The organism is Nocardia sp. NPDC088792 (assembly GCF_044750615.1).
Lineage (GTDB): Bacteria > Actinomycetota > Actinomycetes > Mycobacteriales > Mycobacteriaceae > Nocardia.
Genome location: NZ_JBIVKC010000002.1, coordinates 179,772 through 202,088 on the forward strand (window position 1 = coordinate 179,772; position 22,317 = coordinate 202,088).

Sequence of the window (22,317 nt, forward strand, 5' to 3'; positions counted from 1 at the left end):
CTCAGGCCCCGCACGCTGCGACATCGAGTGTATGAAACCCCGCCGAGTTGTGCTCGTGATCGATGAGGTCCTGGTTGAAGGCGATCGTCACCGCTCGCCCGGTCGCCGGGACCACGCCGTCGAAGGTCAGGAATCCGGAGGTGCCTCCGGTGTGCCCCCACAGCTCTTTCCCGCACGAGAGCGACATCCGCATCATTCCGAGACCGTAGGACAGCGTGCCTTTGTCGTCGACGGATCTGACATTCTTCATTTCCGCCAATTGCGCGGGCGGCAGCAGCTTTCCGTCCAGCAGGCCGGCCCAGAACCGGTCGAGGTCGGCGCCGGTCGCGACTATCGCGCCCGCGGCGCCGGCCCATGACATGTTCTGGCTCGTGTAGTCGACCCGCTGACCGCCGACCTCGCTGTACCCGATGGGATGCGGACCACGGATATCGGTTTCGCCGGGCTCCGGATAGTAGGTGTCGCGCAAAGCGAGTCGCTCGATAATGCGGCCGGTGATCTCGGCGGCGACCGAATGCCCGGTGACCTTCTCGATCACCATCCCGGCGACGGCGTAGTTGGTGTTGGAATACCGCCATTGCGCGCCGGGCTCGAAATCGGCCGGAGCGGTCAAGGCATTGCGTATCACCTCAGCCATATCCGCGGTCGTCCACCGTGCGTGCTCGGTCACGATCTCGACCTGCCCGGGTTTGGGAGTATCACCGAATTCCGCCGCATACTCGGGCAGGCCACTGGTGTGCTGCAACAGATTTCGGATGGTGATCCGATTGCCGTCGATACCCGGCCCGTGCACCACACCCGGCAGATACCGCTCCACCGGCGCATCCAATTCGACCTTGCCCTCGGCCACCAACTGCAGCATGACGGTTGCCACGAAAGGCTTGGTATTGCTGCCGATCCGAATCCTGGAATCGCCGGGGAACGGCTTGCCCGTGGCCAGCTCACCGGCACCCGAAGTCACCGTCCAGGTGTGGCCTTTGTCGTCGATCACGGCTTGCGCGCCCGGAAATCCCAGGTGCACAGCGGCATTCAGAGCAGCCGTGATCTCGCCCAGGCCGGCTTCCTCGTTATCGCCCGAACCGTCCACGCCGCAGGCCGTCACCGCCGCCATCGCCACGCCCAGCACCGCAAGTTTCATCCTCACGACCCCAAGCTATGAAAGGCGACCCACGGGCGACAGCCTGCTACCGCCCGGGCGGTAGTAGGGCTGCCACCACCGGACCGCGCGCCGTCAGTGGCCGGTGCCCAGCATCTTTCGGTAGTAGACGACGCGTTCGCGCTCCTCGAAACCGAGTGCGGCGTGCATGGCCTGGCCGGTGGGGTTGTCCAGCAGGGCGTCCGAGCCGAGTTCGGTGCAGCCGTGGGCGCGGCCCCAGGCTTCGATTGCGTCGCACAGCATTCGGGCGATGCCCGCGCGGCGGTGCGCCGTATCCACGTACATGCCTTCCAGGAAGGCGACCGGCGAGGTGTCGCAGCCGTTCACATAGTCGGTGCGCAAGGTAGCCTCCGCGAAGCCGATGGGGCGGTCCCGGCCGTCGCGGGCCAGGAAGGCGACCGCCGCGCGGGAGCCGTCGTATGCGTCGGCGATATCCGCGCGATGCAGCGCGACCGTGAGGTCGGGCCACAATTGGGCGCGGAGAGTGGCCAGATCGTCCAGGTGTTCCGGACCGCACCGGTGGATTCTCATGCCGCCAGCGTATTCCGGGCAAGCGCCCGAACCGGACGCGCCCGGCCCGGCAATCTATATTCGGCCGGTATCTCCCGGGTACGTGGGTACTGGATATTCGGCTCCCTTCCCGATCAAGTGGGTGAGCAGAGCGCGCACCGGCTGCAGTGGGCGCGACGCGATCACCGCTACGAGGCCCTGCATGAACGCGACCCCGCGACGGGTTTCCGGGTGACGCAGCCGCACTTGCCCCTCGGTGCCCTTCTGCACGGCGGTCACCAGTGGACGCAGCAGTTCCTCGTAGCGCGTGAAGGCACGCTCGAAATCGTCCGGTGTGGTGGCGATTTCACCGGCGAGGAGATACGCGCCGATGAGGGCGAGCGCGGTGCCCATGCCGGTCATCGGCGAACCGCAGCAGGCGGCATCGCCGAGCAGCACCACGCGACCCTGCGACCACTCGGGCATCCGGATCCTGGCCACCTCGTCGAAGTAGAAGTCGGGGGCGTCGGCCATGGTGTCCAGAATCGCCGGAACCACCCAGTGGTGCCCGGACAGTCGATCGCGGATGAGCTGTTGCTGCGCCGCGACATTCCCGCGCAGGCGGTCGTCGGCGGGGACGCGGGTGGAGATGATGGCCATGGAGGTCGCCGGGTCCGGGTCCGGCCGCAACGCGACGACGCTGCCGGGCACGGGATACACACCGACCCAACCGGTTTCCAGCTTCGAGTCCGCCGGCGTGGGGATGGTGAAGAAGCCGATATAGGCGCCCAGATATTCGGTGAACTGCTCGTGCGGGCCGAATACCTGCTCCCGCAGGGCCGAACGCAGACCGTCGGCCCCGATCACGAGGTCGAAGTCGGCCACCGCGCCGGAGGCGAAGCGCACCTTCACCGCTTCGGCATCCTGTTCGAGCTCCGCGACCGATTCGCTGTAGCGGTAATCGAGTACGCCGGATTCCGCTGGGAGTGCGGCGATTTCGTCGAGCAGCACCTGATTGAGGTCACCGCGTGTGATCTCGATATCGGCGATGATGCCTTCGCCGCCGAACATCTCGGCCGGCATGCGCGCCCGCCGGCGACCGCGGTCGTCGATGAACACCATCCCGCGCTCGTCGAGCGCATGCCGGCGGATGCCCGGCATCAGCCCCATCCGCTCGGCCACCTTGCGACTGGGTCCGCGCAGGTCGACGGCTTGGCCGCCGGGTCGCGGCGCGGGCGCCCGTTCGACGACGGTGGTATCGATACCTGCCCGCAGGAGTTGCAGGGCGACGGCGTTACCCGCGATACCGCCGCCGCAGACGAGCACGCGAATCGGTTGCGACATGGTGAATCCTCCCCGCACGATGCCATGAACTCACCTCAGTCTTCACCGGGGATCAGAGCGTGACAACCGAGTTACGGGCGCGGGGCCGCGCTCGACTAGATGTGTGGCGACGATCACTTTTGCCACTTCCGCCCTGGTAGCGGGTGATGAACGAGGCCATTTCATCGATGCCCGCTGTTTGCCCGCACCGTTCATGGGTACCGGTCTGTTTCGTGCGACAAGAGACGGAATCGAAGACATCCGGCTTCCCGCTACGGCGATCGGTGGCCGCGAGCGCGCTGGGCAATGCCACCGAGTGGTACGACTACGGCGTCTACGCGGCCACGGCCACCTACCTCACCGATGCCTTCTTCCCGGGCGCACTCGGCACCCTCGGCACCATGCTCGGCTTCGCCGTCTCCTTCCTGCTGCGACCCCTCGGCGGCATGGTGTGGGGTCCGCTGGGCGACCGCATCGGCCGAAAAGCCGTGCTCGCCACCACGATCCTGCTCATGGCCCTCGCCACCGGTCTGATCGGCATCCTCCCGACCCACGCCGGCGCCGGCGTCCTCGCGCCGATCCTGCTCATCACTCTCCGTGTCGTACAAGGCTTCTCGACCGGTGGCGAATACGGCGGCGCCGCAACCTATCTGGCCGAATGCGCGACCGACCGCAAACGCGGCTTCCTCGGCAGCTTCCTCGAATTCGGCACCCTGGCCGGCTTCGTCGGCGGCTCGACCGTGGTCCTGGCCTGTCAGCTGGTCCTGGGTTCCAGCGGCATGCACGACGGCGGCTGGCGCATCCCCTTCCTGCTCGCCGTCCCCCTGGGCCTGATCGGCTGGTACCTGCGCACTCGCCTCGACGAATCCCCCGTCTTCAACGAACTCTCCGAACAATCCGACCGCGACCAGCCACCGACCGGCCTGCGCGAGGTCGTGACCACCTACCGCCGGGAACTCCTGACCCTGATCGGCCTGGTAGTGGCCCTCAATGTCGTGAATTACACCTTGCTCACCTACCAGCCGACCTACCTGCAGCGCACCATCGGCCTCGGCGAATCCACCACCACGGCAATGATGCTCATCGGGCAGTTGGTCATGATGATCTCCCTCCCTTTCTTCGGCCGCCTCTCCGACCGAGTGGGCCGCCGCCCCCTGTGGCTGGTCTCCCTGGTCGGCCTGGCCGTCCTCGCCATCCCGATGTACTGGCTGATGGGCAAGGGAACAGCCTGGGCCATCACCGGATTCGTCATTCTGGGCCTGCTCTACGTCCCACAGTTGTCGACCATCAGCTCAACCTTCCCGGCGATCTTCCCCACCCACGTCCGCTACGCCGGCTTCGCCCTCGGCTACAACATCTCCACCGCGATATTCGGCGGCACCGCCCCACTGGTAAACGAGGCCGTCATAGAGAAGACCGGCTGGTCCCTCTTCCCCGCCGCCTACATGGTCGCGGCCTCCCTGATCGGCCTGATCGCCTGGTCCTTCCTCCGCGAAACAGCCGGAACCTCCTTGCACGGCACCGAAATCCCCGACGCGAGCGACCTCGATCCCGTCCCCGCCGCGGCCGGACAGGCGACACCGCAGTACACCCTCGGCAGCTGAGAATCCTTGGACACCGCGTCCGCGCGCAGACACCCCGACCACTGGTCTCGGGGAACTGCGCACAAAGATCCGCGACATGGGCGGCAGCCGCCATCTGATCGACGGCGGCGCCCCCATCCTCGCCGTCGCCATAGGCTATGTCCTGCAAGGCATCCCAACCGGCATAGCCCTCGCAGCCGTCACGGCGGCCCTCCGCCTGCACCACCGCGACCGCCCCACCGCAGTCGCCATCTCAACCGCCGTCGTCCTGGTCTTCTCCGCGACCGCCGCCGTCACCGGCCAAGGCCGAGACTTCTTCCTCCCCGCGCTGATCCTCTACGCCGCGCTGGCAGTCGCATTCGGCATCAGCCTGGCCACCAATACCCCACTCACTCTGCCTATCTGCCGAAGGCTCCACGTCGAACCCGCCACGTCCACAAACGCCGTCACCCGAATTCGTCTGCACCGCCGCATAACCGCCGCCTGGACGATCTTCTGCCTCGCCCACGTCCTCATCATGACCCCGCCCTACCTGGCCGACAACGTTGTCCCACTGGGCACCCTCGCCCTGATCCTCAACAAACCGCCCTACTCGCCGCCCTCGCCGGCACCTGGGTTTGGGTACGCCGCCCCCGAAAAAAGGGCAACCCCACACCGATCCGGTGAGAGACTTCGACACCGTGGATGTCGAGAAGCTCGAAACACACGACTGGCACATCGAGCCCCGCGAGTACGCCCGCCACGAATCCCGCCGCGGCCGCCGCTTCGCCTACCCCACCGTCGATCCCCCGCGCACCGCACTGATCGTGATCGACATGGTGCCGTTCCACGTCACCGACAACCCGTACTGCCGCGCAATCGTCCCCAACATCAACCGCCTGGCGGAAGCCCTGCGCCGAGCCGGCGGCACGATCGCCTGGGTCCTCCCCGGCACAGACGAGCCGAGCGCAGCCTCGATAGCCTTCTTCGGCAGCCAGATCGCCGAAACCTACAGCACCTCAGGCGGTTCCGGCCCACTACCCACTCGTCTATGGCCAGGCTTGTCCACCCACAAAGATGACCTCTTCGTAGAAAAGTCCGCATTCAGCGCCTTCTTCCCCGGCCGCTGCCCCCTCCCAGACCTACTCGACCAGCGAAACATCACCACAGTCCTCATCACCGGCACGGTAACCAACGTCTGCTGCGAATCCTCAGCCCGAGACGCCGCCACCCGCGGCTACCGCGTAATCATGATCGCCGACGCCAACGCCGCCCCCCGCGACCAAGACCACAACGCCACCCTCCACACCATCTACAGATCCTTCGGCGACGTCCGCCCAACCCCAGACCTGCTGACCATGATCACCGCAGGAAAATAACCCTACGCTCGTCTGTGACTAGCGGTTTCGTAGTTCAGAACACTGCTGAGCTCCTTTGATCGAGTCTGGTCGGTGTTGCACAAGCCCGAGCGCGCCATTCCTCCGCTACAGCGAGCCCTCGCCGACTACCCGGACAACTGGGCGAGAGACAAAGCCCTGTACCTGACTTGGCTCGCCGACGCATATCTTGACTCAGGCGATCACGCCAACGCTCTTGCAACAACCGAGCAGGCTTTCGCCCTCGCAGGAGAGGTCGCATCCGTGCGCCCGCTGGCGCGAATCAGAGAGACCACACAGCCCGTGCTGGCAGCCGGAGCGGCCGCCCTCGCACGGCTGGCCGCCACCGCGAAGTCCCCTATTCCGGTGCAGCTGTGAACTTCTCGACCCATTCGGCGTAGCTGTCGATGCACCACTCGACGGGTGTCGCGGTGATCTCGGGTCCGCCGGCCCACGGGTGCAACTCGAGAATGCGCTCAGCCAGCTCGTCCCGGACTGCGGCCGAGGTCTTGAGAGTGACACGCCACTCCTGGCCCTCCCCAAGCTCGTTGAGGTGCCAGAACACCGACATCGCAGGCCCGGTCACCTCCGCACCCGCGGCGAGTCGCTCGGCCACCACGGTCCGAGCGATCTTCCGTGCGTCCTCCTCGGTCGGAGTTGTCGACGTTACTGTCCACACCCGTGCTTGAGTCATAAGAGAACAGTAGGCGCGGGGCTTTGGCTGTCAGTGCCCGCGCGTAGTCCCGATCGAGGCGGCCTGGCACCTCACGGGCGTCTCTGCGGCGCTTGGGGTCCCGATGAACGGCCAGAAATAGACGATATTCCCGATGCCCACGTGAACACGAACAGCAACACTGCACCCGGAGCGGTTGCCCCTTACATTGACGACGGTAGGTCACTGCCGAGCCCGCGGAAACATGGTTGTCGATGATCCGGAGGCGCGTACTGCTGCTGCGGATACGCCTGTCCGTACATCGGTTGTGCGTATTGCGGTGCATACCCTGCTGCGGGAATTGCTGCGGTGCAGGCGTTCCGGACGCCGCCCGCTGGATTTCCATCCGGCCGGGCCGCGCCCGTTCAGACCCAGGCCACCTCACACTGTGGATCGGTCGGTTCACCAGGCTTACTCAGATCCCGCGCATGTGGAACGTACCCTTCGGCTCAAAGCCGATTGATTTGTGCCACCAACAGACAGGCCGCCACCTGTTAGCTGGAAGAAAAGAGGCCGGTGTGTCCAGAAATGACACGCCGCACGTCAAGGTGCCCCCGGCCGGGCTCGAACCGGCAACCGACGGATTATGAGTCCGCAGCTCTAACCGATTGAGCTACAGGGGCCTGCCACGGCACATTAGCAAGAGCGGCTTGAACCGACAAACCAAACACCGGTGTCTCGGGCGACGCTCCCGTAGCGGGGCGTCGATCGGGTAACCGACTGAGCTACCGCCGTTGCCGATCTCATCGGTGGATGGGTCGGCAGTCCTCGGCCTTTCGGCGAGGAAGGTCCGTATCGGTGTCACCATCAGCCGAGGTGGGTGGTGGTGTCTTGATGACGGTCTCTCGTTTCTGACCGCGGGTGCGGGGTTGCGCCACCTGCCCGCCGCGCCGTCGCCTTGCGGTTCGGGTGCGTTGTGCGGGTCTTCCGGTCGGCTCCACGAGGGTTCGGAGCTGTCGCTCCCCGGTCTCCGGCCACTCCGGTACCGGTTGGATCGTGGGTCGTTGCGAGGGCGGCCAGGTTGCGGGCCGCGTTCTCGTCTCTGTCGATGGACAGGCCGCAGGTGCGGCAGGTGAACACTCGAACATGCGGGGACAGTTTGGCTTTCACCTCACCGCAGTGCGAGCAGGTCTTCGACGAGGGGTACCAGCGGTCTGCCGCGATGGTGCGGCCGCCGTTCCAGTCGCCTTTGTAGGTGAGCTGGCGGCGGATCTCACCGAAACTGGAATCGGCGATCCTGCGAGCCAGTCGCCGGTTGCGCAGCATGCCGGCCACATTGAGGTCCTCGATTACGACGGTGCCGTAATCGGATCGGATACTCGTAGTGAGCTTGTGGAGTGCGTCGGCTCGCAGGTTCGCCACCCGGTGCAGTACGCGGTTACGTTCGGTATTCGCCCGCAACCAGCGTTTGGACGGTTCCCGGCCACTACGGCGATCCGGGCCTCGACGGCGCGATACGCGCCGGGACAGCCTTCTGAGCACGGTAATCGCACCGTCGTAGTGGCCGGGGTTCGGGATGAAGCGGACCGCGCCCGAGGAGTCTGCCACGACCGCCAGGTTCCGGACACCGACGTCGATACCCGCAACTGCACCAGCCCGCTGGGCAGAGTGAGTACGCCGCTGGACTTCGACTTTGAAGGCCACCCACCAACGGCCGCGCTCGAATTTGACTGACGCCGACAAGATCCGGGCGGTGCCATCGGCGATGTGCCGTTGCAGTTTTCGGGTGGATTCATGAGTGCGGATCGTCCCGAGTCGAGGCAGTGTCACGTGTCGGCGATCGGGATCGACACGGATCACGCCTGTCGTGAACCGGCATGCCATCGTGACGCGGTGCTTCGACTTGAACCGCGGCATGCCGACCCGGCCCGACCGCCCGCCGGTCTTGGCCTTCGCATAGTTGTCGAAGGCCGCGGCGGCATTGGCCAACCCGGTGTTGTATGCCTCTTTCGAGTTCTCCGCCCACCAGGCTGCGAACCGTGGATCGGTCCGTTTGACGACGTTGAACACCTTCCGCAATTCCGGCAACGACCAGGGCCGCCAGGGCGTCAAATCCGCGTCCTCGATCCCATAGGACCGTTCGGCCTGACGCTGCCACCAGGACGCCGATACCCACCCCACGGCCCAGTTGTACGCTGCCCGCGCCGCACCACAGTGCGACCTCAGAGCCGCATCCTGGCCGACGTTCGGATCGAGGGCGAATCTGTATGCCTGCACCACCCAACCTGGCTGCGGCTGAAACGATTTCACTCTGCGCCCCCAATAGACTGTCCTGCCCCAGTAGTTCGGAGCAGGGCAACCGGTGGATGTCAGGCGAAGCGGTCGGCGATTTTGTTGAGTTCGAGTTGGTAGTAGAGGACGCCCAGGCCGAAGACGAAGTTGAGGAGGAAGGCGAGGAGGGGGGTGCAGGTGGCTTCGAGGCCGGCGGCTTCTTGGGATTGGCGGATTCGGGTGCCGGTGCGCCAGAAGCTGATCAGGGCGGCGATGCCGGTCCAGGAGAGGAAGAGCATGACCAGGAGGGGGCCGGCTATGGGGGCTTCGGGGTCGCGGCGGAGTTCGGCCATCTCCTTGTGGATCTTGTAGTACCAGACGAAGAAGTAGACGCCGAGGGTGATCAGGGGCCAGACCAGCCAGACGAGGACTGGGTTACGGTACTTCACGGGGGCCGCGAGGGCAGTAGTCATTGCGTTCGATCCTGTTGGTGTAGTGCGAATTTCGGGGCTCCCGGCGAAGCCTTTCCGGGAACCGTATCCACAAGATCGTGACCGCTTCGTGAAGCGTTAATGTGGGCATCGACCACTAGAGCAGGAGGAACGATGGCGAATCTGTTCGGGAACGTGCTGAAGGCACATCAGTGGATCTACGAGAACAGCAATGGGCTGGTCGGGCACAAGTTGTTGTTCGGGAATCCGACGCTGCTGCTGCGGACGGTCGGGCGCAAGAGCGGGCAGGCGCGGACGTCGGCGCTCACCTATGCGAAGGACGGCGGCGATTATCTGGTGACCGCCTCCAATGGCGGCGCGACGAAGCCGCCGGGGTGGCTGGCCAATGTGAAGGCCGACCCGAAGGTCGAGATCCAGGTCGGGCCGAAACGGATTCCGGTCACGGCCCGGCCCACCTACCCGGACGACCCGGATTATGCGCGGCGCTGGGACCTGGTCGACAAGGTCAATCAGGGTCGGTACACGGAATACCAGAAGAAGACCGACCGTCCGATTTCCGTGGTGGTGCTCAGCCCCCGCTGACCGCGATACGGGCCACATCGAGTGGACATGCGAGGTAAGGGTCGACTATCCTCACCGCCGTAGAGGGGAGTACTTCCCAATAATCACTCCGGTCAGTACGGGCCGCGCCGTCGCGTCCCCCGGATGATTGCCCGCGAGCAGGATCTACGTGGGTGAAGGAGACCTCGGCTGGTTTCCCATGCCCGAGGAGGTCCCATGAGCCTTACTGTTTTCGCGAGTGCCCCCGTCATCCACACCATCGGCACGCCGTGGTTGTGGGGCGGCACCATCATTGCCGTGCTCGCCCTGCTGGTCCTGGATTTCACCCTGACCCGACGCCCGCACGAGGTATCCATGCGGGAAGCCATCGGCTGGACCATCTTCTATATCGCCCTGCCCGTGCTGTTCGGGCTGTTCCTCTGGGGCAATAACGGCGGTAAACCCGCCATGGAATTCTTCACCGGCTATCTGCTGGAGAAATCGCTGTCGGTGGACAACCTGTTCATCTTCATGCTGCTGCTGTCCGCGTTCGCGGTGCCGGCGGCGCTGGCGCAGCGGGTACTGCTGTATGGCATCGCGGGCGCACTCGTATTGCGCGGCATCTTCATCGCGCTCGGCGCCGCCGCGCTGGCGACGTTGGATTGGGCGTTCCTGCTGTTCGGCGTGATCCTGCTGATCACCGCGGTGAAACTGCTGGCCGACGCGGCGGGCGGGCACGAACAGGACGTCGATATCTCGTCCATGCGCTCGGTGCGACTGCTGCGCCGCATCTGGCCGGTCACCGACGACTACCGCGGCACCAAAATGATTGTGCGCGAAGCCGATCCGGCGCAGCCGTCCAAGCTGCGCCGCGCCCTGACCCCGCTGGCCCTGGTGGTGACCGCGGTCATGGCGACCGACCTGGTCTTCGCGGTCGACTCGGTGCCCGCCGTGTACGGCGTCACCGGTGACCCGTTCCTGGTGTTCGCCACCAACGCCTTCGCGCTGCTCGGCTTGCGCGCACTGTATTTCGTCCTGCACGCCGCCCTGTCCCGCTTGGTGCACCTGGCCTACGGCCTGGCCGCCATCCTCGCCTTCATCGGCGTGAAGCTGGTACTGCACTGGGCGCACGGCGTCTGGAGCGGCGTCCCGACGATCCCCACCGCCACCTCACTGGTGGTGATCGTGGTGGTACTGGCCACGGTGACCTTCACCAGCCTGCGCGCCACCCGCGGTCAGCAGCAGCCGGACGCCGAAATCAGCACGCCCAGCGCCTGAGCCCCGCCCCGGAAATCGGTGCCGTGCGCGGGCTCCGGCCCGCGAAGTACGGTGAAGCCATGCTGCAACGCCGCTCCCGTCCACGGCTCGACCAGGTGAATCGAGCCGTGGACGCGCTGGAACTGCCGGACGCGGTATTCAAGACCAGCCCGTGGCAACCACGCGACCTGGTGGAGACCGGTCTGCGGCAATGGCTGCGCTGCTGCGGGGCCGCCATGCGCGACGATCAGGTGATCGGCATGCCCTCGCACGCGGTCGACGAGGCCTGGCACGGGCTGATCCTGTGCACCGTCCGGTACGGCCGCTTCTGCGAGAACGCGTACGGCCGCTTCCTGCACCACTTCCCGGACGGCGAGGGCACCGGATCCGGCGACCCCATGGCCGATCAGCTGGGCCGCACCGTGGTCGCCTGGTCCATGGTGGCGCGACCGGACGAGCAGTGTGTGCTCTGGAACCTGGATTCGGTTGTCGGCGTGGACAATCCATGGGGTATCCCACTGGAACGAGTCGACACCATCGAGACGGCACTGCGGTCCGGAGACTGAGTCCCCGGGATCTCGCGAACCCCAAAGCCTCAGCTATGCAATTGTTTCCGTAAACGCGGTCGCAGACCGCCGGAAACTGGCTGAATTGTCAAGCGAAGTCCGATCATCGGTCGATTATCGGAAATATGTTGCGCTACAGCGCAGTTGAGTAACCCCACCCCGCGGCGCGCGTCGACGCGAGTATGAGTTGACGTTGAACGGTATGAGTCGTACGGTTCGTCCATTCTTGTCAACTGATTTGTTTCGGGTGATCGGGGAAAGTAGTGGCGGTACTGCTCACGGATCAAAATGCCCCGGATGTTGCACCGACCACCGAGGAGGCACGGCAGCGGCTGCGCGGCCGCTCGCCCGGACAGCTCGCCTGGCGGCGGTTCAGACGGGACAAGACCGGCCTGGTGTCCGGTGTCGTGGTGCTGTTCTTCTTCGTCGTCGGCCTCGGCGCACCGCTGATTTCGCTGCTCTACGGCAAAGATCCCTACACCCCGTACGCGACGCCGGAGAACGGGTTGCTCACCAATACCGGCTTCCCGGTCAAGCCGAACGGCGGTATCTCGGGCCAGTTCTGGTTCGGTATCGAGCCGCACACCGGCCGCGACGTGTTCATGGTGCTGATCTACGGGATCCGTACCTCGCTGCTGATCTCCCTGGCTGTGGTGCTGGCGACCACGATCATCGGCACGGTGCTCGGCATTACGGCCGGCTACCTGGGTGGTAGGTCCGACTACCTCATCAGCCGGGTCACCGACACCCTGTTGTCGGTGCCGTCGACGCTGTTCATCCTCGCGTTCATGCCGGTGGCGTGGGCCGGCTATATGGCGGCCGGAGAGGAGGTTCCGGTCTGGGTGCGGGCGGGCAGCATCATCGGGTTGCTGACCCTGTTCGGGTGGACCCGCAATGCCCGCCTGCTGCGCGGGCAGACGTTCTCGCTGCGGGAGCGAGAGTTCATCGAGGCGGCCAAGGTGACCGGCGCCGGTACGCGGCGAATCATCTTCCGGGAGCTGCTGCCGAATCTGTGGACGCCGGTGCTCGTGCTGGTGACGCTGGACCTGCCCTCCTATGTCACCGCGGAGGCGGCATTGTCCTTCCTCGGCGTCGGGATCACCGCGCCGACGCCCGACTGGGGTGTGATGGTCCAGAACGGGGCGGGCTTGATCTCCTCGGACATCACCTATCTGGCCTTCCCGGGTTTCGCGATGATCATCTTCGTGCTCGCGTTCAACCTGCTCGGCGACTCGGTGCGCGACGCCCTGGACCCGAAGGGGAACCGTTGAACAGAAGAGATTTCGCGCGCACCGCGGTGCTGGCGGTGACCGCGGTGCTGGCCGCGGACGCCTGCTCGCCGGGCCACAGCAATGTCGGGCCCGGCGACCTGCCCGGCGCCCCGCCGAACAAACTCACCCTGGATCCGGAGGGCCTCCAATCGACCGGCCCGGCCGCGCCGCTGCCCGGCGCCCAGACGGGCGGCACGCTGAACGTGACGTGGCGCAACGACTTTCCGCACTACGACCCGGTCAAGGTCTACACCTCGCCGGACGATGCGGTGTTCCGGCTCATCAACCGGCGTCTCACGGTGCTGAAGCAGAACGACGACGGTTCGATGGTGCTGGTCGGCGACCTGGCCACCAACACCGGTACGGCCTCCGGCGGCGGCAGCACCTGGAAGTACACGCTCAAGGATGGCGTGACCTACGCCGATGGCACGCCGATCACCTCGCGGGACATCAAGTATGCGGTCGAACGCAGCTTCGACGCGCGATTCGCCATGGGCCCCAAGTGGGTGCAGCAGTGGCTGATCGGCAATGACGATTACAACTCGGTCTATCCGGGTCCGTACAAGGGTCAGGAACTCGGCCCCGACAAGATCGAGACACCGGACGACAAGACCATCATCTTCCACCTCGCCGCGCCGCAGTCGGACTTCCCGTTCGCGGTCTCGATGACTCAGACCGTTCCGGTGCGCAAGGCGCTGGATACCGACCAGAATGCCTTGGACGCCAACGGATTGGGTGACATGATCACCGGACCCTACAAGATCGACTCCCACGCGGTCGACCGGACGCTGGTACTGGTGCGGAACCCGCACTGGGATCCCCGGACCGACCCGGTGCGCCACCAATATGTGGACAAAATGCACTTCCAGTTCGGCGTGCAGCCCAAACAGGAGACCGATCAGCTCCGGGCGAACATGGACCCGCACAGTGCCGCGCTCTACAACCAGATCGACGTCGATCAAGTTCAGGACATCCTCGCGGATTCACAGCTGAAGCAACGCACGATAGACGCCGAGCTGAACTTCGTATTGAGCTTCCAGATCAACAACGCCCGGGTCACCGATGTGAATGTCCGCAGGGCCATCGCGACCGCGTTCCCGAAGCAGGATGTCATCAACACGCAGGGCGGGCCCTACTACGGCGCCATCGCCACCACATTCAGTCCGCGTGCCGCGGTGGGCTATTCGCCGCAGCCCAATCCGTACGGCGTCGGCGACAATGGTGATCCGCAGCTGGCCAGGCAGATCCTCACCACCGCCGGCAAACTCGGCTACGTAGTCAATGTGTGCTGGGATTCCACACCGGCGGCCGACCGGATGGGCGCCCCGATCAAGCGGGCGCTGGAGGCTGCCGGATTCAAGGTCAATCTCGATCCGCTGGCGGACAAAGGTTATTACGACGCCATCGAGCACCTGCAGAATCCGTACGACCTCATTTGGTATCAATGGGCACCGGACTGGCCGACCAACCGAACCGTATACAGCGCCCTGTTTTCCAGCGGTCAGGTCATGGAGGGCGGAAGCGCCGTGGCCCAGGTCAAGTCGCAGCAGGTCGACGACGACATCGACCGCGTCCAGGCGATACAGGACATCGAGGCGCAGGGCGCTCAGTACATGCCATTGGACCAGACGATCCAAAAGGATTACGGGGCAGCGATTCCGGTGGCATATGTCCGCAAACAGATGATGTTCGGTTCGAAGGTCCGTGGCGTGCGGGTCGACGTGGTCAGCACCAGCATCGACCTGTCCCATATCTATCTCGAGAGGTAGCGCGGAATGTGGGGCTTCCTGATCCGCCGGGTGCTCGGCGGCATACTGATCCTGTTCATCATTTGCGCGGTCACCTTCATGCTGTTCTATGTGGCCCCGGGCCACAATGTCGCGAAACTGGCCTGCGGCAAGACCTGCACGCCGCAATCCGTCGCCCAGGTCGCACACCAGCTCGGCGTCGACAAGCCGGTCTGGCAGCAGTTCGCCGACTATCTCGGCGGGATCTTCGCCGGGCGCACCATCGGACAGAACCACTGCCCGGCGCCGTGCCTGGGCTACTCCTTCCGCAACGACCAGCCGGTACTCGAAACCATCCTGGGCCGGCTGCCGGTCACCCTGTCGCTGACCCTGGGCGCGGTGGTGCTGTTCCTGATCATCGGCGTGGGCCTCGGCATGCTGGCCGCGCTGCGCCGCGGCAAGGCCGCCGACCGGTTCGCGATGGGTTTCGCGGTACTGGGCGGGGCACAGCAGATCTTCGTGCTGGGACCGTTCCTGTTGTTCCTCTTCGTCTATTCGACCCACCTGATGAATGTGCCGACCTACACCCCGTTCTTCGGCAATCCGCTGAAATGGGCGACCGGGCTGATCCTGCCCTGGTGCTGCCTGGCCATCATCACCGCCGCGTACTACGCCCGGCTCACCCGCTCCACGATGCTGGAGATGTTGAGCGAGGACTACATCCGCACCGTGCGCGCCAAGGGCATGGGTAACGCGAATGTCTATGTGAAGCATGCCTTTCGCGGCGCGATGAGCCCGGTCGCCACCCTGCTCGGCCTGGATATCGCCGTGCTGCTGGGCGGGGCCATCATCACCGAGACGGTGTTCGATCTGCCGGGTGTCGGTCAGCTGGCTGCTACTTCCGTGCAGGACTCCGACCTGCCCGTGATGATGGCCGTGGTGCTGCTGGGTGCGGCCTTCGTGGTGACAGCCAACATTGTGGTGGACGTCGTGTACGCGTTCATCGACCCGAGAGTGAGACTGCGATGATTGCGACCGCCGAATCCGAAGCGCAGCAAGACATACCCGATCGAGAGGCGATCCTGTCGGTGCGGGATCTGCAAGTGCACTTTCGTACCGACGACGGCGTGGTCAAGGCGGTCGACGGACTATCGTTCGATCTCGCCCCGGGCACAACGCTCGGCATCGTGGGCGAGTCCGGCTCCGGCAAGAGTGTCTCGAATATGGCGATCCTCGGCCTGCACAATCGCGAGCGGGCCACCATCGGCGGGCAAATCCTGTTCCAGGGCACGGATTTGGCGGGCGCGGACGAGCGGACCATGCGGCAGTTCCGGGGCAAGCGGATCTCGATGATCTTCCAGGATCCGCTGACCGCACTGTCGCCGTACTACACCATCGGCAACCAGATCATGGAGACCTATCGCCGGCACACCGGCGCGAACCGGAAGCAGGCGCGGGCGCGAGCCATCGAGATGCTCACCAAAGTCGGTATCCCGCAACCGGAGCGGCGGGTGGACGACTACCCGCACCAGTTCTCCGGAGGCATGCGGCAGCGGGCGATGATCGCGATCGCGCTGTGCTGCGACCCTGACCTCCTGATCGCGGACGAGCCGACGACGGCGCTGGACGTGACGGTGCAGGCGCAGATCCTGGACCTGCTGCGTGAGCTGCAGGCCGAGTTCGACACGGCGATCATCCTGATCACCCACGATATGGGCGTGGTCGCCCAGATGGCCGATGACGTGCTCGTGATGTACGCGGGTCGCTGCGTCGAACGCGGCTCGGTCCGTGAGGTTCTCGGCCGGCCGCGACATCCGTACAGCTGGGGCCTGCTGTCCTCGATCCCGCACCTGGGCGGAGACGTGAACACGCCGCTGCGGCCGGTGCGGGGCGCGCCACCGAGCCTGATCGACGTGCCCGCCGGATGCCCCTTCCACCCCCGATGCGATTTCACGGACCGGGTGGGAGGCGCACGCTGCCTGAGCGAGCGGCCGGAGCTCGACTCGCCCATCGGGCGCGCCGCCGCCTGTCACCTGCCCGCCGAAACCGCCGACCGCATCTTCCTCGACGAGATCGAGCCCGAACTGGGAATCGGAGCGGAATCATGACCGAACAGACTCTGCCCCAACCGATTTCGCCACCGACCGGCGATGGGCCGCTGCTGTCGGCGACCGGGCTGCAGATGCATTTCCCGATCCGCTCCGGAGTCGTGTTCCAGCGCCGGACCGGCGTGGTCCGCGCGGTGGACGGCATCGACCTGAGCGTCTCCGCCGGCGAGGCGTTCGGCCTGGTCGGGGAATCCGGCTGCGGGAAGTCGACCACCGGGCGGCTGCTGGCTCGGCTGCTGGAGCCCACCGCCGGCACGATCATCTACAACGGTCGCGACATCACCCATCGGACCCGCCGCGAGCTGGCGCCCATCCGGTCCGAAATCCAGATGATCTTCCAGGATCCGTACTCCTCGCTGAACCCGAGACAGACGGTGGGCGCGATCGTCGCCGGGCCGATGGAGATCAACCACATCGACCCGCCGGGCGGCCGGCGCAACAGGGTCCAGGAGTTGCTCGAGACGGTCGGACTCAATCCCGAGCACTACAACCGCTATCCGCACGAGTTCTCCGGCGGGCAGCGACAGCGCATCGGGATCGCCCGCGCATTGGCGCTGGAGCCGAAATTGATCGTCGCCGACGAGCCGGTGTCGGCACTGGACGTTTCCATTCAGGCGCAGGTGGTGAACCTCCTGCAGCGGTTGCAGCGCGAGTTGGGTATCGCCTTCGTGTTCATCGCGCACGACCTGGCCGTGGTGCGGCACTTCAGCGAACGCATCGCGGTCATGTACCTGGGCAAAATCGTGGAGGTCGCCGACCGCGCCGACCTCTACACCCGCCCGCACCACCCGTATACCCAGGCCTTGCTGTCATCGGTGCCCGAGGCCGACCCGGACAGCGCACATCAGCGCGAACGCATTCGCCTCACCGGCGACGTGCCGTCCCCGATCGATCCGCCGTCCGGGTGCCGCTTCCGCACCCGCTGCTGGAAGGCCGAGAGCATCTGCGCCGAGCAGGAGCCGCCACTGATCCAGCAGGACACATCCGCCGACGGGCACCTGGCGGCCTGTCACTTCCCGGAGCCGCAGCCCACGGCCGCCTGAACACGGCTTCGTGGTGACGGTGACCGTGGAGGCAAACCGCTGCTCCCCGCGCACGGAACAGCGGCGCAGACCGGGAATTGAATTACCGGGCCGCTCTCCCACCGTGGCGCGAAGGGTCGCCGTGGCAGCACGCCTAGCTGCTGCCACCTCCGCCGCAACCGCCCCCGCCGCAACTGCTTCCGCCGCCACAGCTGCTGCCCCCGCCGCAACCACTGTGGCCGCCCCCGCATCCACTGTGCCCACCGCCGCAGCCGTGATGGCCGTGATGGCCCGAACTCCCGCTGTCACTGCCGTACGAGCCGTACATCCACGTGGTGCCGTTGTCGCTGGAGCTGCCACTGCTCCAGCCGCCGCGCCGGCCTCGGCCGCGAGAACCGCCGCCACCCGAGCTCTTCCGGCCGAGCTTCACCAGCCAGACCGTGAGCAGGACGCAGCACGCGAAGATCAGGAATGTCATGAACATCGTCTCGTACCCCTCCCCCGGCCCGTGGTCGTGGTGACCATGGGCTTCACCGCGAAACTACAACTCGCGGGCCCGCTCCGGAAGCCCTGGCAATTCGGGGAGCCGGAGCGGGTGTCGCACACCTCGCCGCTGGGTACTACGTCAGCTTGACCCGCGCGGCGAAGAAGCGGGCCACGGCCGGGGCGAAACGGTTGAAGCGGTATTGCAGCCAGGCTTCGGGGGTCACCGGGACCACGTCGCGGCCGTGTTCGACGGCCTTGACGATCTGGGCGGCGACCTTGTCCGGGCCGTAGCGGCGAGCGGCGTACAGCTTGTCGAAACGCTGCTGCTTGGCCGCTTCCTCTTCGGCGGAGACACCCGAGAAACGCGTGGTGGCAACGATATTGGTGTGCACGATGCCGGGGCAGATGGTGTGCACGCCGATGCCCTTGCCGTTCAGTTCGGCGCGCAGGCAGTCGGAGAACATGAAGACGGCCGACTTGCTGGTGCTGTAGGCCGCGAAACCGCGCTGCGGGGTGTAGGCGGCCATACTCGACAGGTTCACGATGTGCCCGCCCAGCCCGCGATCGGCCATGGCCTTGCCGAAGGAGCGGCAGCCGTTGATGACGCCGTGCAGGTTGATGTTCAGCACGCGGTCGAATTCGGCTGCGGGAGTGTCGAAGAAGTCGCCTGCCGCACCGACGCCCGCATTGTTGATGAGGATGTCGGGCACGCCGTGGGCGGTGATCACCGTGGCCGCATGCTCGGCGACAGCCTCCTCGGAGGACACGTCGAGCTGGTAGGCGTGCGCCGTACCGCCTTCGCGCGCAATGAGTTCCGCGGTTTCCTTGGCGGAGTCGAGGTTGATGTCGGAGAGCACCACCTCGGCGCCGCGCTTGGCGAAGGCCAGCGCGGTCTCGCGGCCGATGCCGCTGCCGCCGCCGGTGATGACCAGCAGCTGATCCTCGAAAGCGCCCTTCTCCCGGCCCACTTCGGCCCGCCGCAACGCCCGCGTCTGCGCGCCGGTGCGCAGCGAATCGATGAGTTCGGTGGTGGCGGTGGCCAGCAGTTCCGGATGCGAGAACGGCAGCCAGTGCCCGCCGCCGACCTCACGGCGGTACAGGGTCGGCGCGTATTCCTTGGTGTCGCTGTACCCGGCGGGCCGCACGGCCACATCGCGGCGGGCGATGATCAGCTGTACCGGCACCTCGGTGCGGCGTTCGCGCGGACCGGCCATGCGGCGCAGGATGTTCGCGCGGTAGATGCGCATGCCGTCGAAGAAGTCGCGCCGGAATTCGGGGCCGAGGGTGATGTTCTCGGGCGAGGTCTCGTTCATCAGCCCGACGAACCGCGACCACATCTTCTCGGTGCCCAGCGGCTTCAGCACCACGCGCGGCACACCGGGCGTCATGAACAGCCCGGTGTAGGCCGAGGACAGCAGCTGCGTGAACGGCCCCCACACCTTGCCCTGCGCCAGACTGGACCGCACCCAGCCGCCCAGGTGATCCAGGTTCGGGCCCGAGACCGAGGTGAAGGAGGCGATCCGCTCGGCGGCCCGCGGCTCGCACACCGCCTCCCAGGACTCCACCGAACCCCAGTCGTGCGCCAGGATGTGCACCGGCCGGTCCGGGCTCACCGCGTCGGCGACCGCGAACAGGTCCGAGGCGAAGGCCTCCAGCTGGTAGTCGTCGGTGCGATCGGTGCGGGTGGAGCGGCCGTGCCCGCGGGTGTCGTAGGTGACCACGTGGAAGCGGCCGGCCAGCAGCGGCACCACCCGGTCCCACAGGTGGTTGTCGTCGGGCCAGCCGTGCACCAGCAGCACGGTCTCGTTGGACGGTTCGCCGTATTCGTAGACGGCGAGGTCGAATTCGCCGTTGCGCACGAGTCGTTCGGCGGCGGGGATGACGGTCTGATCGGTCACGATCTTCTCCTGGCAGCGCTGCTAGAGACGGAAAGGCTAGAGGTCCAGCACCAAACGGTCGCCGGTACAACGGGATACGCAGATGAGCATGTCGCCGGCCGCGCGTTCGTCGGCGGTCAGCACGGTGTCGCGATGCTCGACGTCGCCGTCGAGCACCCGCACCCGGCAGGTGCGGCAGAAGCCCTGACGGCACGAATACGCCGTCTCCGGACGGGTTTTCAGCACTTCCTCGAGCACCGATTTGTCGGCCGGGATATCGACGGTCGCGTCGCTGCGGGCCAGTTCGACCTGGAACGGGGTGCCGTTCACCACCGGCGGCGCGGAGAACCGCTCGGAATACATTTCCACGCCGGGCATCTCGCGCACGGTGTCGGCGATGGCCTGGGTCATGACGACCGGGCCGCAACAGTAGACCGAGGTGTCCGGGCCGACCCCGGCGAGCAGGTCGGCGCCGGTGGGCAGGCCGTGCTCGTCATCGGTGCGGACGGTGACCCGCTTGCCGAAGCTCTCGATCTCTTCCAGGAACGGGATGGTGTCGCGGCTGCGCCCGGCGTACACCATGGTCCAGTCCACGCCCAGCCGGTGCGCCATCCGCACCATGGGCAGGATCGGCGTGATGCCGATGCCGCCGGCCACGAAATGCACTCGGGCGGCGGAGGATCCGAACCCGGGCAGCACGAACGGGAACGCATTGCGCGGCCCGCGCACGGTCAGCTTGCTGCCGACCTTCAGTTCGTCGTGCACTTCCAGCGAACCGCCGCCGCCATTCGGTATGCGCCGCACCGCGACTCGATACGCGTGCGTGTCGGCCGGATCGCCGCACAGCGAGTACTGCCGCACCCGCCCGGACGGCAGTTCCAGATCCAGGTGCGCGCCGGGTCGCCACGGCGGCAGCGCGCGGCCGTCCTGCGCGCACATGAGCAGGCTGATCACATCGGTGTCGTGCGCCTCGACACGGCGCTCGACCACGACCAGCGGCAGCCGCCGGTCGTCGACCCGCATCTGCGGGTCGTGCCGGTTCACGAAAGTCGACCAGCGCAACCGTGTTTCGACAATGCTGTCAAGCACCCGGATGCTGCGGTCCGGGCGCGGACGTCCGTACAGGTCCCCCGGCATCTCGCGGGGGACCTCGTGCACCGAGGTCACGAGGCGGCTCGCGCCGCCGGCGACTGCGCCAGGTAGGCCACGGCCTGCGCGGTGGAGCCGACCGACTCCGGGGTGTAGGCCGGTTTGAACGTGGACAGGCCACTCCACAGCAGCGACGGCAGACCCGGCAGCGAGCCCCGCCACATGGCGCCGAACACGCGCTTGATGATGCGGGGATAGCCGAGGTCGGGCAGCGCGGGATCCTGCCGGACAAGGTATTTGGTGCCGCGGATCATCAGGTAGATGAAGGTCGGGAAGACGATCAGCATGAGCGCGCCGCGGCGGATGTAGCCGATGCCGAAGTACTCGGCGACATCGTGCGCCACATTGCGGTGCTCGACCTCTTCCGCACCGTGCCACCGGAACAGATCCAACATGCGCGGGTCGGCGCCGAACTTCTCCAGATCGGCATTGAGCACCCAGTCGCCGAGAAAGGCGAAGAAGTGTTCCAGCGACGCGATCATCCCGAGCCGTTCGACCAGCGTCTGCCGCTGCTCGATCTCGTTCTGGCCCTCGCGCGGGCCCAGCGACTTCCGGAACAGGTACTGCATCTGCTCCTGATAGGACGCCACGTCGACCCCATTGGCCACCAGCACCTGCTCGAACGAACCCGCATGGGTTTCGGCGTGCATGGATTCCTGGCCGATGAAGCCGATCATGGCTTCGCGCAGCTTCTCATCCTTCACCAGCGGCAGCGCCTCGTTGTAGGTGAGGATGAACATCCGCTCGCCCTCGGGCAGCAGCAGATTCAGCGCATTCAATACGTGTGAGGCTATCGGTTCAGCGGGCATCCAGTGCAGGGGTGTACCGGCCCAGTCGAACTGCACATTGCGTGCGTGCAGGGCTACCTCACCCGGATCGGTCACCGCGCGGCGGTCCCGCTTCGGAAGTAGCTTCATCGATACTCCTGGTTCGTCGTCCGAGGGCTGTGGTGATCGATCCCACAGCCACCGTTTGCTGCGTGAGCGTAGCAATATTCTACGCATGTATGAAACCAGGAGTTACAGCTAAATAT

At 66.0% G+C, this 22,317-nt stretch carries 20 protein-coding genes, 1 tRNA gene and 1 pseudogene; 12 read left to right on the plus strand and 10 right to left on the minus strand.

Features of this window, described 5'->3' with window-relative positions; all coding sequences use genetic code 11:
* Window position 1: 1 nt before the first annotated feature.
* The 3 genes from ACIP5Y_RS10205 to ACIP5Y_RS10215 all read right to left on the minus strand — a co-directional run bounded on the left by ACIP5Y_RS10205 (window position 2) and on the right by ACIP5Y_RS10215 (window position 2,989).
* On the minus strand, window positions 2-1,138 hold the full coding sequence (locus tag ACIP5Y_RS10205; RefSeq protein ID WP_400351227.1) for a serine hydrolase domain-containing protein: 1,137 nt from the start codon (window positions 1,136-1,138) through the stop codon (window positions 2-4).
* Between the two features lie 93 nt (window positions 1,139-1,231).
* Window positions 1,232-1,687 carry an aminoglycoside 6'-N-acetyltransferase gene (gene aac(6'), locus ACIP5Y_RS10210; RefSeq protein ID WP_400349430.1) on the minus strand — a complete coding sequence of 152 codons (456 nt, stop codon included), beginning with the start codon at window positions 1,685-1,687 and terminating at the stop codon, window positions 1,232-1,234.
* A gap of 54 nt (window positions 1,688-1,741) precedes the next feature.
* Complete coding sequence (locus tag ACIP5Y_RS10215) at window positions 1,742-2,989, minus strand: FAD-dependent monooxygenase (RefSeq protein ID WP_400349431.1); 1,248 nt, start codon at window positions 2,987-2,989, stop codon at window positions 1,742-1,744.
* Window positions 2,990-3,201: 212 nt separating this feature from the next.
* On the opposite strand from ACIP5Y_RS10215, the gene ACIP5Y_RS10220 reads away from it, so the two are divergent.
* The 4 genes and pseudogenes from ACIP5Y_RS10220 to ACIP5Y_RS10235 all read left to right on the plus strand — a co-directional run bounded on the left by ACIP5Y_RS10220 (window position 3,202) and on the right by ACIP5Y_RS10235 (window position 6,284).
* On the plus strand, window positions 3,202-4,572 hold the full coding sequence (locus ACIP5Y_RS10220; protein ID WP_400349432.1) for an MFS transporter: 1,371 nt from the start codon (window positions 3,202-3,204) through the stop codon (window positions 4,570-4,572).
* A gap of 76 nt (window positions 4,573-4,648) precedes the next feature.
* Window positions 4,649-5,083, plus strand: a pseudogene (locus ACIP5Y_RS10225) (DUF3159 domain-containing protein); the annotation flags it as partial.
* A gap of 130 nt (window positions 5,084-5,213) precedes the next feature.
* A complete protein-coding gene (locus ACIP5Y_RS10230) occupies window positions 5,214-5,909 on the plus strand; it encodes an isochorismatase family protein (RefSeq protein ID WP_400349433.1) in 696 nt (231 codons plus the stop codon).
* Window positions 5,910-5,981: 72 nt separating this feature from the next.
* Window positions 5,982-6,284 carry a tol-pal system YbgF family protein gene (locus ACIP5Y_RS10235; RefSeq protein WP_400349435.1) on the plus strand — a complete coding sequence of 101 codons (303 nt, stop codon included), beginning with the start codon at window positions 5,982-5,984 and terminating at the stop codon, window positions 6,282-6,284.
* Here ACIP5Y_RS10235 and cutA read toward each other — a convergent pair.
* From cutA to ACIP5Y_RS10255, 4 genes are all read right to left on the minus strand, one after another.
* The gene (gene cutA / locus ACIP5Y_RS10240) at window positions 6,265-6,600 is read right to left on the minus strand and encodes a divalent-cation tolerance protein CutA (RefSeq protein WP_400349437.1); all 336 of its coding nucleotides are present in this window, start codon (window positions 6,598-6,600) and stop codon (window positions 6,265-6,267) included. The genes ACIP5Y_RS10235 and cutA overlap by 20 nt on opposite strands.
* A gap of 567 nt (window positions 6,601-7,167) precedes the next feature.
* Window positions 7,168-7,241, minus strand: a tRNA-Ile gene (locus ACIP5Y_RS10245).
* Between the two features lie 184 nt (window positions 7,242-7,425).
* Window positions 7,426-8,835, minus strand: a complete 1,410-nt coding sequence (gene tnpB / locus ACIP5Y_RS10250; protein WP_400349438.1) for an IS607 family element RNA-guided endonuclease TnpB — start codon at window positions 8,833-8,835, stop codon at window positions 7,426-7,428.
* Between the two features lie 92 nt (window positions 8,836-8,927).
* The gene (locus ACIP5Y_RS10255) at window positions 8,928-9,302 is read right to left on the minus strand and encodes a DUF4234 domain-containing protein (RefSeq protein ID WP_400349439.1); all 375 of its coding nucleotides are present in this window, start codon (window positions 9,300-9,302) and stop codon (window positions 8,928-8,930) included.
* A 132-nt stretch (window positions 9,303-9,434) separates the two neighbouring features.
* Between ACIP5Y_RS10255 and ACIP5Y_RS10260 the strand changes: the two genes are divergently transcribed.
* The 8 genes from ACIP5Y_RS10260 (at window position 9,435) to ACIP5Y_RS10295 (ending at window position 17,793) form a co-directional block, all read left to right on the plus strand.
* A complete protein-coding gene (locus tag ACIP5Y_RS10260; protein WP_400349441.1) occupies window positions 9,435-9,863 on the plus strand; it encodes a nitroreductase family deazaflavin-dependent oxidoreductase in 429 nt (142 codons plus the stop codon).
* A gap of 195 nt (window positions 9,864-10,058) precedes the next feature.
* On the plus strand, window positions 10,059-11,099 hold the full coding sequence (locus tag ACIP5Y_RS10265; RefSeq protein ID WP_400349442.1) for a TerC/Alx family metal homeostasis membrane protein: 1,041 nt from the start codon (window positions 10,059-10,061) through the stop codon (window positions 11,097-11,099).
* A gap of 59 nt (window positions 11,100-11,158) precedes the next feature.
* Entirely contained in the window at window positions 11,159-11,644 is a 486-nt protein-coding gene (locus ACIP5Y_RS10270) for a hypothetical protein (protein WP_400349443.1), read from the plus strand.
* A gap of 263 nt (window positions 11,645-11,907) precedes the next feature.
* Complete coding sequence (locus ACIP5Y_RS10275; protein WP_400349444.1) at window positions 11,908-12,915, plus strand: ABC transporter permease; 1,008 nt, start codon at window positions 11,908-11,910, stop codon at window positions 12,913-12,915.
* Window positions 12,912-14,684: an ABC transporter substrate-binding protein gene (locus ACIP5Y_RS10280; RefSeq protein WP_400349445.1), complete on the plus strand. Its 1,773-nt coding sequence runs from the start codon at window positions 12,912-12,914 to the stop codon at window positions 14,682-14,684. Before ACIP5Y_RS10275 ends, ACIP5Y_RS10280 begins: the two co-directional genes overlap by 4 nt.
* A 6-nt stretch (window positions 14,685-14,690) precedes the next feature.
* On the plus strand, window positions 14,691-15,671 hold the full coding sequence (locus tag ACIP5Y_RS10285) for an ABC transporter permease (RefSeq protein WP_400349447.1): 981 nt from the start codon (window positions 14,691-14,693) through the stop codon (window positions 15,669-15,671).
* On the plus strand, window positions 15,668-16,750 hold the full coding sequence (locus tag ACIP5Y_RS10290; RefSeq protein ID WP_400349448.1) for an ABC transporter ATP-binding protein: 1,083 nt from the start codon (window positions 15,668-15,670) through the stop codon (window positions 16,748-16,750). Before ACIP5Y_RS10285 ends, ACIP5Y_RS10290 begins: the two co-directional genes overlap by 4 nt.
* On the plus strand, window positions 16,747-17,793 hold the full coding sequence (locus tag ACIP5Y_RS10295) for an ABC transporter ATP-binding protein (RefSeq protein ID WP_400349449.1): 1,047 nt from the start codon (window positions 16,747-16,749) through the stop codon (window positions 17,791-17,793). The genes ACIP5Y_RS10290 and ACIP5Y_RS10295 overlap by 4 nt, the downstream gene beginning before the upstream one ends.
* A 599-nt stretch (window positions 17,794-18,392) precedes the next feature.
* On the opposite strand, the gene ACIP5Y_RS10300 is transcribed toward ACIP5Y_RS10295, so the two are convergent.
* The 3 genes from ACIP5Y_RS10300 to ACIP5Y_RS10310 are packed head-to-tail and all read right to left on the minus strand — an operon-like array spanning window position 18,393 to window position 22,201.
* Window positions 18,393-20,156 (minus strand): SDR family oxidoreductase, encoded by a 1,764-nt coding sequence (locus tag ACIP5Y_RS10300; protein ID WP_400349450.1) that lies wholly within the window; start codon window positions 20,154-20,156, stop codon window positions 18,393-18,395.
* Between the two features lie 36 nt (window positions 20,157-20,192).
* Window positions 20,193-21,272 (minus strand): PDR/VanB family oxidoreductase, encoded by a 1,080-nt coding sequence (locus ACIP5Y_RS10305; protein WP_400351228.1) that lies wholly within the window; start codon window positions 21,270-21,272, stop codon window positions 20,193-20,195.
* 26 nt (window positions 21,273-21,298) lie between these two features.
* The gene (locus ACIP5Y_RS10310) at window positions 21,299-22,201 is read right to left on the minus strand and encodes a metal-dependent hydrolase (RefSeq protein WP_400349452.1); all 903 of its coding nucleotides are present in this window, start codon (window positions 22,199-22,201) and stop codon (window positions 21,299-21,301) included.
* Window positions 22,202-22,317: the final 116 nt, after the last annotated feature.

Excerpts from the sequence above, each read along its gene's own strand:
- ACIP5Y_RS10205 (WP_400351227.1), bottom strand. The coding sequence starts at position 1,138 with ATGAAACTTGCGGTGCTGGGCGTGGCGATGGCGGCGGTGACGGCCTGC.
- ACIP5Y_RS10215 (WP_400349431.1), bottom strand. The coding sequence starts at position 2,989 with ATGTCGCAACCGATTCGCGTGCTCGTCTGCGGCGGCGGTATCGCGGGT.
- cutA (WP_400349437.1), bottom strand. The coding sequence starts at position 6,600 with ATGACTCAAGCACGGGTGTGGACAGTAACGTCGACAACTCCGACCGAG.
- ACIP5Y_RS10255 (WP_400349439.1), bottom strand. The coding sequence starts at position 9,302 with ATGACTACTGCCCTCGCGGCCCCCGTGAAGTACCGTAACCCAGTCCTC.
- ACIP5Y_RS10260 (WP_400349441.1), top strand. The coding sequence starts at position 9,435 with ATGGCGAATCTGTTCGGGAACGTGCTGAAGGCACATCAGTGGATCTAC.
- ACIP5Y_RS10265 (WP_400349442.1), top strand. The coding sequence starts at position 10,059 with ATGAGCCTTACTGTTTTCGCGAGTGCCCCCGTCATCCACACCATCGGC.
- ACIP5Y_RS10270 (WP_400349443.1), top strand. The coding sequence starts at position 11,159 with ATGCTGCAACGCCGCTCCCGTCCACGGCTCGACCAGGTGAATCGAGCC.
- ACIP5Y_RS10285 (WP_400349447.1), top strand. The coding sequence starts at position 14,691 with ATGTGGGGCTTCCTGATCCGCCGGGTGCTCGGCGGCATACTGATCCTG.
- ACIP5Y_RS10290 (WP_400349448.1), top strand. The coding sequence starts at position 15,668 with ATGATTGCGACCGCCGAATCCGAAGCGCAGCAAGACATACCCGATCGA.
- ACIP5Y_RS10295 (WP_400349449.1), top strand. The coding sequence starts at position 16,747 with ATGACCGAACAGACTCTGCCCCAACCGATTTCGCCACCGACCGGCGAT.
- ACIP5Y_RS10305 (WP_400351228.1), bottom strand. The coding sequence starts at position 21,272 with ATGCCGGGGGACCTGTACGGACGTCCGCGCCCGGACCGCAGCATCCGG.
- ACIP5Y_RS10310 (WP_400349452.1), bottom strand. The coding sequence starts at position 22,201 with ATGAAGCTACTTCCGAAGCGGGACCGCCGCGCGGTGACCGATCCGGGT.